This is a genomic window from Streptomyces hazeniae, from assembly GCF_031845485.1.
GTDB classification, from domain to species: domain Bacteria; phylum Actinomycetota; class Actinomycetes; order Streptomycetales; family Streptomycetaceae; genus Streptomyces; species Streptomyces hazeniae.
Map to the genome: position 1 here is coordinate 55,264 of NZ_JAVREQ010000023.1, position 14,597 is coordinate 69,860.

General features: G+C 74.6%; 17 protein-coding genes. 9 read left to right on the plus strand and 8 right to left on the minus strand.

Annotated features, from left to right (window positions below):
• Window position 1: 1 nt before the first annotated feature.
• Window positions 2-958: a 4Fe-4S dicluster domain-containing protein gene (locus RM572_RS22555; RefSeq protein ID WP_311675240.1), complete on the plus strand. Its 957-nt coding sequence runs from the start codon at window positions 2-4 to the stop codon at window positions 956-958.
• Entirely contained in the window at window positions 955-1,998 is a 1,044-nt protein-coding gene (nrfD, locus tag RM572_RS22560) for an NrfD/PsrC family molybdoenzyme membrane anchor subunit (RefSeq protein WP_394813678.1), read from the plus strand. The genes RM572_RS22555 and nrfD overlap by 4 nt, the downstream gene beginning before the upstream one ends.
• 66 nt (window positions 1,999-2,064) lie before the next feature.
• Here the strand turns inward: nrfD and RM572_RS22565 are convergent, their stop codons facing one another.
• Window positions 2,065-3,291, minus strand: coding sequence for an FUSC family protein (locus tag RM572_RS22565; RefSeq protein WP_311675241.1), 1,227 nt, complete (start codon window positions 3,289-3,291; stop codon window positions 2,065-2,067).
• A 150-nt stretch (window positions 3,292-3,441) separates the two neighbouring features.
• Here RM572_RS22565 and ligD point away from each other — a divergent pair, with 150 nt between their 5' ends.
• The 5 genes from ligD to RM572_RS22590 all read left to right on the plus strand — a co-directional run bounded on the left by ligD (window position 3,442) and on the right by RM572_RS22590 (window position 8,309).
• Window positions 3,442-4,464, plus strand: a complete 1,023-nt coding sequence (gene ligD, locus RM572_RS22570) for a non-homologous end-joining DNA ligase (RefSeq protein ID WP_311675242.1) — start codon at window positions 3,442-3,444, stop codon at window positions 4,462-4,464.
• 74 nt (window positions 4,465-4,538) lie between these two features.
• Window positions 4,539-4,817, plus strand: coding sequence for a hypothetical protein (locus tag RM572_RS22575; RefSeq protein WP_311675243.1), 279 nt, complete (start codon window positions 4,539-4,541; stop codon window positions 4,815-4,817).
• Between the two features lie 211 nt (window positions 4,818-5,028).
• Complete coding sequence (locus RM572_RS22580; protein ID WP_394813679.1) at window positions 5,029-6,018, plus strand: TIGR03557 family F420-dependent LLM class oxidoreductase; 990 nt, start codon at window positions 5,029-5,031, stop codon at window positions 6,016-6,018.
• 3 nt (window positions 6,019-6,021) lie between these two features.
• Window positions 6,022-7,248, plus strand: coding sequence for a carboxylate-amine ligase (locus RM572_RS22585; protein ID WP_311675244.1), 1,227 nt, complete (start codon window positions 6,022-6,024; stop codon window positions 7,246-7,248).
• Window positions 7,245-8,309 (plus strand): iron-containing redox enzyme family protein, encoded by a 1,065-nt coding sequence (locus RM572_RS22590; RefSeq protein WP_311675245.1) that lies wholly within the window; start codon window positions 7,245-7,247, stop codon window positions 8,307-8,309. The genes RM572_RS22585 and RM572_RS22590 overlap by 4 nt, the downstream gene beginning before the upstream one ends.
• Before the next feature lie 10 nt (window positions 8,310-8,319).
• On the opposite strand, the gene RM572_RS22595 is transcribed toward RM572_RS22590, so the two are convergent.
• From RM572_RS22595 to RM572_RS22615, 5 genes are all read right to left on the minus strand, one after another.
• Window positions 8,320-8,649, minus strand: a complete 330-nt coding sequence (locus tag RM572_RS22595; RefSeq protein WP_311675246.1) for a CDGSH iron-sulfur domain-containing protein — start codon at window positions 8,647-8,649, stop codon at window positions 8,320-8,322.
• A complete protein-coding gene (locus RM572_RS22600; protein WP_311675247.1) occupies window positions 8,627-9,283 on the minus strand; it encodes a HemK2/MTQ2 family protein methyltransferase in 657 nt (218 codons plus the stop codon). The genes RM572_RS22595 and RM572_RS22600 overlap by 23 nt, the downstream gene beginning before the upstream one ends.
• Window positions 9,284-9,322: 39 nt before the next feature.
• The gene (locus RM572_RS22605; protein ID WP_311675248.1) at window positions 9,323-10,426 is read right to left on the minus strand and encodes an NAD-dependent epimerase/dehydratase family protein; all 1,104 of its coding nucleotides are present in this window, start codon (window positions 10,424-10,426) and stop codon (window positions 9,323-9,325) included.
• A 52-nt stretch (window positions 10,427-10,478) separates the two neighbouring features.
• On the minus strand, window positions 10,479-11,312 hold the full coding sequence (locus tag RM572_RS22610) for a SigB/SigF/SigG family RNA polymerase sigma factor (RefSeq protein ID WP_311675249.1): 834 nt from the start codon (window positions 11,310-11,312) through the stop codon (window positions 10,479-10,481).
• A 248-nt stretch (window positions 11,313-11,560) separates the two neighbouring features.
• Window positions 11,561-11,893, minus strand: a complete 333-nt coding sequence (locus RM572_RS22615; protein ID WP_311675250.1) for a plasmid stabilization protein — start codon at window positions 11,891-11,893, stop codon at window positions 11,561-11,563.
• Window positions 11,894-12,020: 127 nt separating this feature from the next.
• Between RM572_RS22615 and RM572_RS22620 the strand changes: the two genes are divergently transcribed.
• On the plus strand, window positions 12,021-12,407 hold the full coding sequence (locus tag RM572_RS22620) for an RNA-binding S4 domain-containing protein (protein ID WP_027762288.1): 387 nt from the start codon (window positions 12,021-12,023) through the stop codon (window positions 12,405-12,407).
• A gap of 367 nt (window positions 12,408-12,774) precedes the next feature.
• Here the strand turns inward: RM572_RS22620 and RM572_RS22625 are convergent, their stop codons facing one another.
• Window positions 12,775-13,380, minus strand: a complete 606-nt coding sequence (locus RM572_RS22625) for a TetR/AcrR family transcriptional regulator (RefSeq protein WP_311675252.1) — start codon at window positions 13,378-13,380, stop codon at window positions 12,775-12,777.
• Between RM572_RS22625 and RM572_RS22630 the strand changes: the two genes are divergently transcribed.
• Window positions 13,379-13,936 (plus strand): SRPBCC family protein, encoded by a 558-nt coding sequence (locus RM572_RS22630; protein ID WP_311675253.1) that lies wholly within the window; start codon window positions 13,379-13,381, stop codon window positions 13,934-13,936. The two genes, RM572_RS22625 and RM572_RS22630, sit on opposite strands and share 2 nt — an antisense overlap.
• Here RM572_RS22630 and RM572_RS22635 read toward each other — a convergent pair.
• Window positions 13,917-14,576, minus strand: coding sequence for an alpha-ketoglutarate-dependent dioxygenase AlkB family protein (locus RM572_RS22635; RefSeq protein ID WP_311675254.1), 660 nt, complete (start codon window positions 14,574-14,576; stop codon window positions 13,917-13,919). The two genes, RM572_RS22630 and RM572_RS22635, sit on opposite strands and share 20 nt — an antisense overlap.
• Window positions 14,577-14,597: the final 21 nt, after the last annotated feature.

Sequence of the window (14,597 nt, forward strand, 5' to 3'; positions counted from 1 at the left end):
GATGACCGACCATCTCCTCAGCGGGCCGGAGCCCGACCCGGCGGGGGACGCCGGCCACGTCGGCGCCCCGGAGCGCGTGGGCTTCTTCACCGACACCTCCGTCTGCATCGGCTGCAAGGCGTGCGAGGTGGCGTGCAAGGAATGGAACGCCCTCCCGGAGGACGGCCTGTCGCTGAGCGGCATGTCCTACGACAACACGCAGGAGTTGGGCGCCTCCACCTGGCGGCACGTCGCCTTCATCGAGCAGGACGGGCCGGCGCTCCCGGTCCCCGCGCCGGAGGGCCGCACCGAACTGCCCCTGGCGGGCGGTGACGGCGCCACGGGCAGGGACACCACCGGGCAGGCGTCCGGTGAGCAGGGCGGCATGCGCTGGCTGATGTCGTCCGACGTCTGCAAGCACTGCACGCACGCCGCCTGCCTCGACGTGTGCCCGACCGGCTCGCTGTTCCGCACCGAGTTCGGCACGGTCGTGGTGCAGGAGGACATCTGCAACGGCTGCGGCTACTGCGTGCCGGCCTGCCCGTACGGCGTGATCGAGCAACGCCCTTCCGACGGCCGGGCGTTCAAGTGCACGCTGTGCTACGACCGGCTGGGTGCCGGTCAGGAGCCGGCCTGCGCCAAGGCCTGCCCGACGGAGTCCATCCAGTTCGGCCCACTGGACGAGCTGCGGGAACGCGCCGCCCTGCGGGTGGACCAGCTGCACGAGGCGGGAATCGCCGACGCCCGCCTGTACGGACACGACCCGGAGGACGGGGTCGGCGGCGACGGCGCGTTCTTCCTGCTGCTGGACGAGCCGGAGGTGTACGGGCTGCCACCGGACCCGGTGGTGACCACCCGGGACCTGCCGGCGATGTGGAAGCACGCCGGCGCCGCCGCGCTGTCGCTGGCCGGCGGCCTGCTGGCGTCGTTCGCGCTGCCGGCGCTGGCGCGGAACGCCCGAGGGAGGGGAAGCCGATGAGCGGCGAGGACACCCCGCGCGGGGACGTAGGGGCGGACACGTCAGCCCCTACCGGCCGGGAGGCTGTTCCACAGGTGCTGCGCGGCGGCGGCGAGCGCAGGCTCCGCCGCGGCGCGAAGGGGCGTGGGGAACGTTCGATGGTGCCGCGCGCGGAGTTCCGCGACTACTACGGCAGGCCGGTGATCAAGGCGCCGGCCTGGCAGGCCCGGGACATCGCCGGCTACTTCTTCCTCGGCGGGCTCGCGGGCGCCGGCTCGGTGCTGGCCGCCGGTGCCCACGCCACCGGCCGCACGAGCACCGCCACGGCGCTCAAGTGCTCGTCGCTCGGAGCGGTCTCGCTGGCGACTGCGGCGCTCATCCACGACCTGGGCCGACCGGCCCGCTTCGGCAACATGTTGCGCGTGATGAAGCCGACCTCGCCGATGAGCGTGGGCTCCTGGCTGCTCGCCGGATACGGGCCGCTGGCCGGGGGCGCAGCGGTCAGCGCGCTCACCGGCCGGCTGCCGAGGACCGGGGCGGCGGCGACGGGTGCCGCGGCGCTGCTGGGCCCGGCGGTGGCCGCGTACACGGCGGTGCTCGCCGCGGACACGGCCGTGCCGGCCTGGCACGACGCCTACCGCGAACTGCCCTACCTCTTCTGCGCATCGGCCACCGCGGCTGCCTCGGGAATGGCGCTGGCCGCAGGCCCGGTGCGGGAGAACGGCCCGGCACGCTGCGCGGCGGTGCTGGCCGCCGCGGCCGACGCCGCTGCAGAGAAGGCCGCGGACCGGAGCCTGGGCATGGTGGCCGAGACCTGGCACACCGGCCGCGCCGGGCGGCTGATCAGGGCGGCACGGGTGCTGACCACGGCGGGCGCCGCGGGTTCCGCCCTGTTCGGCGGCCGCAGCCGGGCGGCGGCCTGCGCGAGTGGCCTGGCGCTGCTCGCCGGCTCGGCGTGCACCCGCTTCGGGGTGTTCGCGGCGGGCATCGCCTCCGCGGAGGATCCGGCATACACAGTGGTGCCGCAGCGGGAGCGGACGGCGGCCCGGCAGGACGGCTGACGTCGGAGCGACCGCGACGGCGCTCCGGCAGGGCAGGCATGGTCCGGCCGGAGCGCCGTCGCACGCTCAGCGCCCGGGGCGGGCGGCCACCGGGAGACTGTCGGCCAACACCTCGGTCGTGTACTGGAACTCCTCCAGCAGTCGGTGCGCCTCGAGCAGCAGCACCCCGTACGGTGGACCACCGCCCCGGGCCAGCGAGATGTCGAGGTGCGCCGCGGCGTCGTCGAGCCGGTCGGCCGCCGTTTCGGCCTGACGGAGCCGGCTGCGGAGTTCCTGGATCTGCGCGGGGAGCCGGGTCTCCTCCACTCCGGCCAGCAGCCGTGCGGGGGCGGCCAGCGCGTCGGCGCAGTCGGCGTACCTGCCCAGGAACGTGCGGTGCCGGGGGCCCGTCTCGGCCTCGGCGATCCGGTCCAGCGCGCGGACCAGGGAGGCCAGCTGGTGCTGGACCCGCTCCAGGGCGTCCAGCACCGACTCGTAGCCGCGGAACCCGTGGGACTGTCGGTTGCGTCGCAGCAGCCGGCGCAGGTTGAAGTGCCGGCTCTCCCGGGCGGTGTCCAGACCCGTACGCGCTTGGGAGACGGTACGCCCCACGCCCGCTGCCTGCGCGCGCCAGTGGCCGCTGCGGTCGGTGTCCAACTCGTCCCGGCGCAGCGCTGGACCGATCTCCTCCAAGGTGGCGGCCAGGACGTCCGCCACCCGGCGCACCCCGTACTCCGCGCTGCGGTAACGCATCGGCGGCAGCACCAGCAGGTTCACCAGGACGCCGATGCCGCTGCCGATCAGCACCAGCACGACGAGCTGACCCAGCTGGGCGATCCGGTCGCCGACGGTGGTGGCGGCCAGGTAGGTGGAGAAGGCGAAGAAGGCCGCGGTCGCCACCTGGGTGCCCTGCGCACCCAGCGCGGGCCAGCGGCCGATGGCCAGCGCCGTCAGGGAGACGACGGCGAAGGTGAGCAGGTCGGGGCCGATGAAGAAGCCCAACAGCGCCTGAAGTGCCACCCCGGCGCCGACTGCCGCGACGTAGCGCAGCGACTGCACCACCGATTGGTAGACGGTGACCTGCATCATCAGCACGGCCGAGAACGGCGCGAAGGCCGCCGTCTCCGCCCCCATCAGGTCGTAGGAGACCAGCCACGCCAGCCAGGCTGCCAGCGTGCACTTCAGGACGATCACCACGCTGTCCCGCTCGGGCCCGGCCGACGTCACGGCGCGGGACGCCCAGGCCGCAGTGCGTGTCCGGTGATCGCCCCACGTGCTGCCCGGCCCGTGCCGGGGGGTGGTCTGCTCGGTCATGAATCCTCTCGCTCCGACGGGATGTCCGGCGTTCCGGCACGGATGTGACTCTCCGCCGGAACGCGGTACCCCGCCGGACGGGCACGATGCGGCCGTGTGCGGGCCGACCCGCCCCGGGGCACAGTGGAGGGGCACACCGGGAGGTGGACGATGGGCCGTACCGGCCTGCTGGAGTTGCTGCCGGCCGACCAGCGGCGGCTGCTGGCGCCGCTGGCGGACGGTGGACCGCCCGCCGCTCCCATGCTGGCGCGGTCCAGCGATCGCCGCGACTTCGGCGCGGGATGGATCTTCGAGCGGAAGCTGGACGGAGTGCGGGCCGTCGCGGTGCGCGAGCACGGCCGAGTGCGGCTGCTGTCCCGCACCGGCCAGGTGATGAACCGTACGTACCCGGAGCTGGTGGAGGCCCTGGAGGAGCAGGACTGCGAGGACTTCAGCATCGACGGCGAGATCGTCGCGTTCACCGGCCGGCGAACGGACTTCGCGCGGCTGCAGCGGCGCATGCAGATCAGCGACCCGCGGCGTGCCCGTGCGACCGGTGTCGAGGTGACGTACTGCCTGTTCGACCTGCTGGCGCTGGACGGCGTGCGCACCACCGGGCTGCCGCTGCGCGCGCGGAAGGCGCTGCTGCGGCGGGCGTTCGTCTTCGGGCCGCCGCTGCGGCAGACCCCGCATCGCAACGCGGGCGGGCAGGAGCTGCTGGACCGGGCGTGCGGCTGGGGCTGGGAGGGGCTGGTCGCCAAGCGCGCGCAGGGCCGCTACCAGGTGGGCCGGCGTTCGCCCGACTGGCTGAAGCTGAAGTGCAGCCGGGGGCAGGAGTTCGTGGTGGGCGGATTCACCGAGCCGTCGGGCGGCCGTGTCGGCTTCGGCGCGCTGCTGCTGGGCTACCACGCGGAGGGTCGGCTGCGCTACGCGGGGAAGGTCGGCACCGGCTGGGACCGGGCGGCACTGGCCTCGCTGCGGGCACGGCTGGACGGTCTGACTCGTTCGCGTTCGCCGTTCGCCGACGCGGTGGGCGAGCGCGGGGCGCACTGGGTGGAGCCGGAGCTGGTCGCTCAGGTGGCGTTCACGGAGTGGACACGGGACGGGATGCTGCGGCACCCGCGGTTCGTCGGTCTGCGCGCCGACAAGAACCCGTCCGAGGTGGTGCGCGAGGAGCCGGGCCCCGCCCGCTGAGGACGGACCGCCGCGGCGCCGCCGGCGGCCGACCGTGCGGGTTTCGGCCCACCGCCGTCGGTGACCCGGCAGACATGACCGACCAGACCTCGTCCGGTCGTCCTCCCACGCCGGACTATCCCGCCCTCTCCCTCGGCGACATCGCGCACCGCGCCCGCTCGCTCTCCGCCGCGGACCTCGAGCGGCTGCTGGCGTACGAACGCGGACACGCGTCGCGTGCACCCGTACTGGACCTCCTGACGGCACGGCTGGCGCAGCTGGAGGCAGGCCGTGAGCCCTCCTCCGGTGGCGCTGCGCCGCCGCGCGGGACGCCGAGGGAGTCCGGCCGGCCCGAGGGTGACCGGCGGTCCTGACGCCGCCACCCAGCCGAGCATGCGCACCGGGCCGGTCCTGCGCAGCCCCGGCCACCTGCCCGGCGACCGCAGCGGCTCTCCGCCCCCTCGGCGGCGGGCGGGGCCGCGGGCTGTCCCCGCGCGACCGGGTGGAGCCGACCGGCTGACGGCGGCCCGACGTCCCTGGGCGAAAGCCGGTTTTCCGGCTCCCGCCCACGGTTACCCGGCTGCCATGAGTGAGGCGATCGCGACGGCGCGCGACATGACGTACGGCTACTTCCTCGCCTGCGAGGACCACGGGCCGCGGGAGCTGCTGGAACAGGCCAGGATGGCCGAGCAGGCCGGGTTCACCTCACTGTGGATCTCCGACCACTTCCACCCGTGGACCGACGTGCAGGGCCACTCCCCCTTCGTCTGGTCGGTGATCGGCGCGCTGGCCGAGGCCACCTCGCTGCCCGTGCAGACGGCCGTCACCTGCCCCACCGTGCGCACCCATCCGGTGGTGGTGGCGCAGGCGGCGGCCACGTCGGCCGTGCTGCTGGGAGAGAACCGCTTCCGGCTCGGTGTCGGCAGCGGTGAGGCGCTGAACGAGCACGTGCTGGGAACGGTGTGGCCGGAGGCGTCGGTCCGACTGGAGATGCTGGAGGAGGCCGTCGGCGTCATCCGGCAGCTCATGACCGGCACGCAGGTCAGCCACTACGGCAAGCACTACACGGTGGAGAACGCCCGTCTGTACGACGTGCCGGAACAGGCCGTACCGATCGACGTGTCCGCCTTCGGGCCGGCGGCGGAGGAGCTGGCAATGCGGATCGGCGACGGTTTCCTCACCATGGAACCCGACGCGGAGGCCGTGGCACGCTTCCGCCGGGGCGGCGGCGGACAGAGGCCGGCCGTCGGCGGCACCAAGGTCTGCTACGACGCCGACCGCGACCGTGCCGCCGCCACCGTGCGGGAACGGTGGGCGAACATGTTCCTGCCCGGCGAACTGGGGCAAGTGCTGCCCACCCCGGCACACTTCACGCAGGCCGGGCAGCTCGTCACCGAGGCACAGGTACGCGATTCGGGGATGCCGCTCGGCGACGACCCGGACGAGCACGTGCGGGCGCTCGCCGCCTACCGGGAAGCCGGGTTCGGGGCGGTGCACGTGAACCAGATCGGTCACGACCTGCGCGGCTTCTTCGACTTCTACCGCACCAAGGTGCTCCCGCAACTCGCGGAGTAGGCCGTGACGGCGACCCCGACCCCCGTGCGCACCCTCGGCGTGGAGGAGGAGTTCCTCCTCGTCCACCCCGCCGACGGAACGCCCGTGCCGTGCGCCGGCCGGGTGCTGGAGCGCGCGGAACAGGACCGCGCGGCGGACGACCGTACCGTCTACAAGCCGGAACTTCTGACCAGCCAGGTCGAGGGGGCGTCCGGGGTCTGCACCGGACTCGCCGAACTGGGCGCCCAGTTGGCCCACGGGCGCCGGGCGCTGGCCGGAGCGGCGCACGCCGGCGGTGCGCTGCTGCTGCCGTCGGCCACCCCGCCGCTCTCCACCGGCCGGGTGCCGGCGACGCGGGGCGAGCGTTTCGAACAGATCACCGCGCTCTACGCCGACGTGGTGGCCGACTACCAGGTGTGCGGCTGCCACGTGCACGTGGGAATCCCGGACCGCGACACAGCGGTGGCCGTGGTGAACCACCTGCGTCCCTGGCTGCCCACCCTGCTCGCGCTGTCCGTGAATTCCCCCTACCGCTACGGGCGGGACACCGGCTATGCGAGTCGGCGCATGCTGGAGCAGCGGGCCTTCCCCGGCTCCGGGGTGCCGCCGGTGTTCACGTCGGCGGCCGCGCAGGAGGCGGAGGTCGCCCGCCTCGTCGACTGCGGAGTGCTGGCCGACCCGCAGATGACGTTCTGGCTCGCCCGGCCCTCGCTGCGATTCCCCACCGTCGAGTTCCGCACGGCCGACGCGGCGGCCACCGTCGACGAGGCGCTGCTCCAGGCCGCGTTGTCGCGCGCACTGGTGCATACCGCGCTGGACGACCTCACGGCGGGCCGCGAAGCCGACCGGCGGACGGACGGCGAACACGCGGTCGGCGAGCAGGTCGCGGCGGCCGCGGTGTGGTCGGCGGCCCGGTACGGCCTGCGCGGCCCGGCCGTGGACCCGTGGCGGGGACTCCTGGTGCCCGCCACGTCGATGGTGCGGTCGCTGCTGCGCCGGACGCGGCCCGCTCTGGAGTCGGCCGGCGACCTGGGCCTCGTGCAGGTGGTCCTGGCCCGGCTGGCGGCCGTCGGCACGGGAGCCGAGCGGCAGCGGGCGGCGGGCCCGGACGACCCGGCCGCGGCCGTGCGTGCGCTGGCCGCGGACGCTCTGCGTCCAGCCGCGGGCGCGCCGGCACCCGCGGACGACCACGACACCGACCCCTCCGCGCCCGCACCGGTGGGTGCACGGGGAGAGGAGCATCCGCCATGACGGCCACCTCGAGGACGGGAGCGAGCACGGCGAACGGGACGGCAGGAGCGCGGGCCCGGCGGGACGGCCCGGCCGGTTTGCCGGGTCCGCGCGGCCCACTGTCGGACGCCGTCCTGGCGGCACTGCGGCAGCCACCGGGCACGGTGCGCCACTGGCCCTCTCCCACCGGCGCGGACACCGACCCGTTCGGCGAGGACCTGCACCTGGCCCTGCAGACGGCGTACGAACTGCACTACCGCGGTTGGCGCGGGGTGGACGACGGTTGGGAGTGGGACCCCGGCCTGCTGGGCTTCCGGGCCCGCCTGGAGCGCCTCTTCCTGGACGCGCTGCGCGGTCGCGCCGCGGGCGGCGAGGACGCGGCCGCGGTCGATGCCGAGCTGGACGCCCTGCTGGTGGAACCGCAGCACGGCTCCGGCGTCTCGCACCACCTCGCGGAGCACGGCACCTGGCCGCAGATGCGGGAGTTCTTGGTGCACCGCTCCGTCTACCATCTGAAGGAAGCCGACCCGCACGCCTGGGCCGTGCCTCGCCTGGAGGGCCGTGCCAAAGCCGGCCTGGTCGCCGTGGAGTTCGACGAGTTCGGCGGCGGGCGCGGCGACCGGATGCACTCCCGCCTCTACGCGGACCTGATGGCCGGTGCCGGGCTGGACGACGGCTACCTGCACTATCTGCACGCGGTGCCCGCGGAGGCACTCGCGGTGGTCAACATGATGTCGCTGTTCGGACTGCACCGCGGTCTGCGCGGTGCCCTGGTGGGGCACTTCGCTGCGGCCGAGATCACCACGGCGCCGAGCGCCCGCCGCATGGTGCGGGCCCTGGATCGGATGGGTGCCGCGCCCGCCTGCGTGCACTTCTACGCCGAGCACATCGAGGCGGACGCGGTGCACGAGCAGGTGATGCGACACGAGGTGGTGGCGGACCTGCTGGCCCGTGAACCGTCGCTCGCCGGCGGACTGGTGCTCGGTATGCAGGCGACGGCGCTGGTGGAGGACGACCTGGCGGCGCACCTGCTGGGCGCGTGGGAACGCGGCACGTCGTCGCTGCGCCGGCCGCCGGGGTGAGGCGGCGCGGTCAGCGCCGTCCCTCCCGGCCCTGCCCGGGCGCCGCCCCGCCGCGGCTGCTGCGGGCCTCCGAGGTACGCCTACGGTGACTGGTGTCGCACCAGGGGTAGGAGCGGCTGCGGCGGCAGGCGCACACGGCGACCATGAACCGGTCGGAGCGAACGGTGCGACCGTCCGGCAGCTCGATCTCCACGGGGCCTTCGACCAGCACCGGCCCGCCGGGGTCGACGACGACCCGGCGGGCGTCCCTCCGCGAAGGCGGGGGACCGGTCTCCGGTTGCTCGGCGCCCGCCCGCCGGCCGTCGGTGCCTGCCGGCTCATCCGGCGACGCGCCGGGCACGGATCACCACCAGTTCCTCCTGCGTCTGGCCGGGCGCGATGAGGCCGCGTTCCTCCAGCCAGGAGGCACGGGAGCCGAGCACCGGGCCGAAGGGCTGCCGTCGCCGGGCGACCACCGAGGCCCCCAGGCCGCCCTCGCGGAGCAGGCGCACCGTCGTCGGCAGGCTGCACAGCACGGAGTGCACCAGCAGCAGACTGCCGCCCGGGGCCAGCAACGCGGGCGCCCGGCGGCACAGCGGGTCCAGGTAGCGCCTGCCGTCGAGCCCTGCGTCCCACGCCCGCGCCCGGCCGGACGCCTCGCCCGCGTCGGCGCACGGCACGTAGGGCGGGTTCGCCGTCACCAGGTCGAACGGCCCTGCCGGAAGGCGACGACGCAGGTCGCCGCGTATGACACGGACCCGCAGGCCTCGCAGGAGGGCGTTGCACCGGGCTGTCAGCACCGCGCGGTAGGAGCTGTCCACCGCCCACACCCGCGACGCTCCCGTTCCGGCCGCCGCCAGCGCGAGCATGCCGGTACCCGTGCCCAGGTCCAGCACGCGCCCGCCGGCCGGTGGCGGCGCGGCGAGCAGCGCGTCTCGCAGGAGGAAGGAGTCGCCCTGGGGCCGGTAGACCCCAGGAGGCTTCAGCAGGAACACCGGGATCGGGTACCTCCGGCTTCCCCGCCGAAACGGTGTTCAGGGCCTGGCCGCGAAGCGGGTGGCCAGCTCGCGGGCCCGGCCCCCGCGGGGCAGCCGCGACGTCAACGGCGGGGTGTTCATGCCGCTGCTGGTCCGCAGGCCCAGGAGGAACTCCTGCAGCGCCTCGGTGCTGGTGCGCTGCGGGGTCCAGCCGAAGTCCTCGTGGGCCCGGCCCCAGTCCATCAGCGGCAGTTGCAGAGCGGCGTCGAAGAGCTGTGGGGAGGCGGGGAGCAGGCGGGTGAGCCAGGCCGCGCGGATCGCCGTCCGCACGGCGCCGGCGGGGATGCGCACGATGCGCCCGTTCAGCGTCCGGGCCAGCACCTTCGCGTCGATGACCGGCTCGGAGGCGAGGTTGTACGGTCCGCGCACGGTGCTCGTGATGGCGTCCAGGAACGCGTCGGCGGCGTCGTCGGTGTGCAGGAACTGCATGCTGAGCCCGCTGACGTCCGGTACCACCGGCACGTTCCCGCTGCGCACCAGGAGGTTCGGCAGCAGCGGTCCGGCGAACAGGCGGCGCTGCTCGGAGGCGGACTCCTGCTTGAAGAGGAACGCGGGCCGCATCCGCACCACGCGGATCCACGGGAACTTCTGCTCGTAGGCGTCCAGGTAGCGCTCCAGGTAGGCCTTCTCGCGTGTGTACGCGGCCTCGGGCCAGCCGTGCGTGGGCCACGACTCGTCCACCCGGCGCAGCGGGTCGTGCGCGGGCCGCGGCGAGTACGCGCCCACGGACGAGGCGTACACCAGCCCGGACACGCCGACCTCGGCGGCTGCGCGGAAGACGCGCATCGCGCCCAGGACGTTGGTGCGCCACGTCAGGGCGGGCCGATGGGTCGGCTGGAAGAGCCAGGCGAGGTGGACCACGACGTCCGCGGAGCGGAACACCTCGGCCAGCTCCGGCTCGGCGTCCTCGCGGGTGATGTCGCAGCTCAGCCACCGTGTCCTGGGCGGGTTCCAGTGCGGCAGCCGGCGGGCGACGCCGATCACCTGCGCCACCCGCTCGTCCTCCGCCGCGGCGCGGACGATGCTGGTGCCCAGGTTGCCCGTCGCGCCGACGACGACGACCGTGTGCCCCTCGCTGGAACGTGCTGGGACCGCGTTCATGAGGCGCTCTCCCTCGCTTTCCGTCTCGGTTCCACCCCCGGCCGGGCCCGGGTCAGCCCGCGGACGCGGGGGTGCGCTCCCTCCGGCGTTCGGCGTCGACCTTCTGGTGTATGCGTTCGCAGGTGCGGTGGATGAGCCGGGAGACGTGCATCTGGGAGATGCCCAGTTCCTCGGCGATGCGGCTCTGCGTCATGTCGCAGAAGAACCGCAGGTAGAGGATGCGGCGTTCGCGTTCCGGCAGCCGGGAGAGCTGCGGCTTCACCGCCTCGCGGTACACCACGAGGTCGAAGCCCGCCTCGAAGACGCCGAGGGTGTCCTGGAGCGAGTAGCCGTCGTCCGCCGCCGACAGCTCCGCGTCCAGGGACAGGGCGCTGTAGGAGTCCAGCGCCTCCATGCCGAGGAGCACGTCCTCCTCGCTCAGCCGGCTGTGCTCGGCGATCTCGGCGACCGTCGGGGAGCGTCCGCTGAGGGTGAGGTTCAGCTCCCGGCGGCTGGCCCGGACCTGGGTGCGCAGTTGCTGGACGCGCCGTGGCACGTGCAGGTCCCAGGTGTGGTCGCGGAAGTGGCGCTTGATCTCGCCCACGATGGTGGGCACGGCGTAGCTCTCGAACGCGGTGCCGCGGGCCGGGTCGTACCCGGCGACGGCCTTGACGAGTCCCAGGGCGGCGATCTGCTGGAGGTCCTCCAGCGCCTCGCCCCGGTTGCGGTAGCGCCCGGCGAGACGGTGGGCCATGGGGATCCAGACCTGGACGACGTCCTGCCGGAGCTCCTCCTTCTCCGGTCCGTCCGGCAGCGCGGCGATGCGGACGAACGCGTCCCGGGTGTCCGGGGCGTCGTCGTGCGGGTGGCGGGCACGCTTGGTGCGGAAGGGGGTGGTGGTGCTCATGGCGGCGCTCTCCCGGTTCGCTGCTGCGTGTTCGAGCGGTCACCGCGGGAGCCGGACCAGATGCGTCCGGGGTGTTCACGGCCCTCGACCGTGCCCTCCCGCGGATGTGCCTTCAGGTCCGAAGCACGCGTTTCACGCTACCCGCACACCACGACCTTCGCGATCCGGACGTCACGGGCGGAGCGGGCGCGGACCCGAGCGCCTCCCGAGGGGGCCCGCCCGGCACGGCACCTGCGCACCCGGCCCCTTCACCTGCCGAGCGCCTGCTTGAGCTCCTGCTTGTTCATGCTGGAACGGCCCTCCACGTTGCGGCGCTTGGCCTCCTCGTAGAGCTGCTCCTTGGTGAAGTCCCCGGGCCCCTGACGCCTGCCGGAACGCTTACCGCCACGCTCCGGAGCGGACAGCCGGTCCTGCGTGGAGACGCGGCTCTTCTGCTCGGCCTCACCGCTGCGGGCCCGCTCCTTGTTGACGGTGCGCGCCGCGATCTCCTTGGCGCGCTTCTCGCTGGTGCCGCGCTTCTCGGCACCCTCCTTGATGTGTTCGTACTGGCGCTCCCGCCTGCGGCTGGATCCACTGGGCATGATGACCCCCTTCTGGTGTGACGTTCCGTGCCCGGGTACCTCCGCCGGAAAGGGTGAAACCGCGCCCGGCGGCAGGCTGGGCCGATCGGGTGCCGTAAGGGCGGCGGGGCTGACTAGAGTCGGGGCCATGGCTGCTGACGAGGCGACGGTGCGGGTGGACAGCTGGATCTGGTCCGTGCGGCTCACCAAGACGCGTTCGCTGGCCGCGTCCGCGTGCAAGGCCGGACACGTGCGCGTCAACGGCGACCGGGCCAAGCCGGCACAGGTCGTGCGGCCCGGCGACGAGGTGCGCCTCCGGCACGCCGGGCGCGAGCGCATCGTCGTGGTCAAACAGCTCGTCCGCAAACGGGTCGGTGCTCCGGTGGCTGCCGAGTGCTACGTCGACAAGAGTCCGCCCCCGCCGCCCCGCGCGGACGCGCTCGCGGCGGGTGTCCGCGACCGGGGCGCGGGGCGGCCCACCAAGCGGGACCGCCGCGAACTCGAACGTCTCCGCGGCCTGCGCGACGCGCCCTGACCGACCGACCGCCCGACTCGCCCGGCGCCGCAGGCGGGCCGGCGCCCCCGCACGCCGTCCGCTGCGAGAGCACCAGGCCGCCCGGCCGGGTCCGACCACCCTCGCCGGACGTCCCGGCGCCGAAGCCTGGCGCATCCCTCCCGGGCGCCCGCGGGAACGGGACGGCCGACGACGTCCCCCTGAGTGGACAGTCCGCCGGCCGCGGCTCGGCCGGCAGCTCCGGCCCGCGTTCGCCCGCGCACCGGCGCACCTGCGCCGCGCACCGCACGGTGGACCCGACGACGGCCGCCTGGTGCGGAGGCGAGTCCGGACGCCGAGCCGCTGGTCGCCTCGCCTCGACGCAGGCTGCCGGATCCGCCGTCGCGGGTCAGGTGGGGGCGTAGGCGGCGATGAGCAGGTCGGCGGCCCGGTCGACCGCTTCGCGGTCGCCCGTGGCGAGGAGATCCAGCAGCAGGCCGCGGGCGGCAGCGAGCGCGACGCGGGCGTGGGCGCGTGCGACCTCGGGTGCCATCCCGCTCCGCCGCGCCAGCGCGCTCAGCGGATCGAGCCACGGCTCGACCAGCCCGTCGAGCAGCCGCGCCATGGGCTGCCGGCCCTGCAAGGCCTGCCCGGCGAGCTCGAAGAAGAGCCGGGCGTGCGGCGCCGGCGCGGAGTCGGAGAGCTGCCGCCACATGTGCCGCGCCTGTGCCCGGGGCGGCGTGGAGGTGTCGGCGGCCAGTTCCGCCAGGAACACGCGCTGGCGCGCCTCCACGGCCTCCACGACGGCCACCAGCAGCCCTTCCTTGGAGCCGAAGTGGTAGATGAGCATGCGGTGGCTGGTGCCGAGGGCCGATGCGAGGCGGCGGAGGCTGACGTCGCCGAGACCGTGCCGGGCGAGGTGGTCGACGGCTGCGGCCAGCAGCCTGTCACGGGCGGGGCGCCGGGCGGGCGCGGCCTGGTCGCTCGGCTGGTCGCTCGGCTGGTCGCTCGGCATGCGCACGATCGTAGACGCCCGGTGCCGCAAGACGACCCCGCCATGTACCATCTGGTACACACACGGCGGCCGAAAGGGTCGCCGCCCGGCCCGAGGGGGGTCCGCGGTGAGGGTGACGACGCAGGTGGGGATCGACGCACCGCCGGAGCGCGTGTGGGAGGTGCTCACGGCGGTCGGCGACTGGCCGGACTTCGTGCCGACCGTGGACCGGCTCACCGTGGAGACGCCGGGCCCGCTGGGGCACGGCTCACGGGCACGCATCAAGCAGCCGGGGATGCCCGCGCTGCGGTGGCGGGTCACCGCCTTCGAGGCGGGAGCGTCGTTCGCCTGGACGGCGCGCGGCGGCGGGGTGACCACGACGGGGGGTCACCGCGTCGCGCCGCGCCCCGGCGGCGGGAGCCTGCTGGAGCTGAGCATCGACCAGCGCGGCCCGCTCGCGCCGCTGGTCCGCGCGGTGTTCGGCGCCCGGACGCGCCGCTACGTCGAGACCGAGGCGCGCAGCGTCAAGGCACGCGCCGAGGCGACGCCGCCGCACGTCAGCCGGGGAGACCGGTGACCCGGAGCGTCAGGTTGAGCCGGCCGCGCTCCAGGCCCGTCGCCGGGTCCGCCGTGCCCGGCCGTACGCGGGGGACGCCGTGGTACGCGAACCGCGCGGGCCCCCCGAAGACGAAGAGGTCGCCCGACCCGAGTTCCACGTCGGTGTAGGGCCGCGTGCGCGTCTGCGTGTTGCCGAACCGGAAGACGCAGGCGTCACCGATGCTCAGGGAGACGACCGGGGCGTCGGAGCGTTCGTCCTTGTCCTGGTGCATGCCCATGGTGGCGCGCGCGTCGTAGAAGTTGACCAGGGCGGTGTCGGGCGCGTACGCGGCGGCCTCCTCCGGATCACCGTAGGCGTCGGCGAGGGCGCGCCGCCCCAGGTCGCCCAGCCAGTCCGGGAAGGCCGCGACGCGGCGCCCGTTCACGTCGTCGGCGGTGCGGCTGTACCGGTACGGCTGCCAGTGCCAGCCCAGGCAGACGGTCTGCACGGACATGGTGCCGCCGCGCGGCAGCCGGGTGTGGCGGAACGGCACCGGGCCGCGCGCCCAGCCCCTGCAGGCGGCGACCAGCTCACGCTGCGCCGGGACGTCCAGCCAGCCGGGCACGTGCACCGCGCCCGGCGCCACGACGGCCCGCGACCGCGGGAACAGGCTGTCCATCCGGCCATGGTGCCGCGCCGG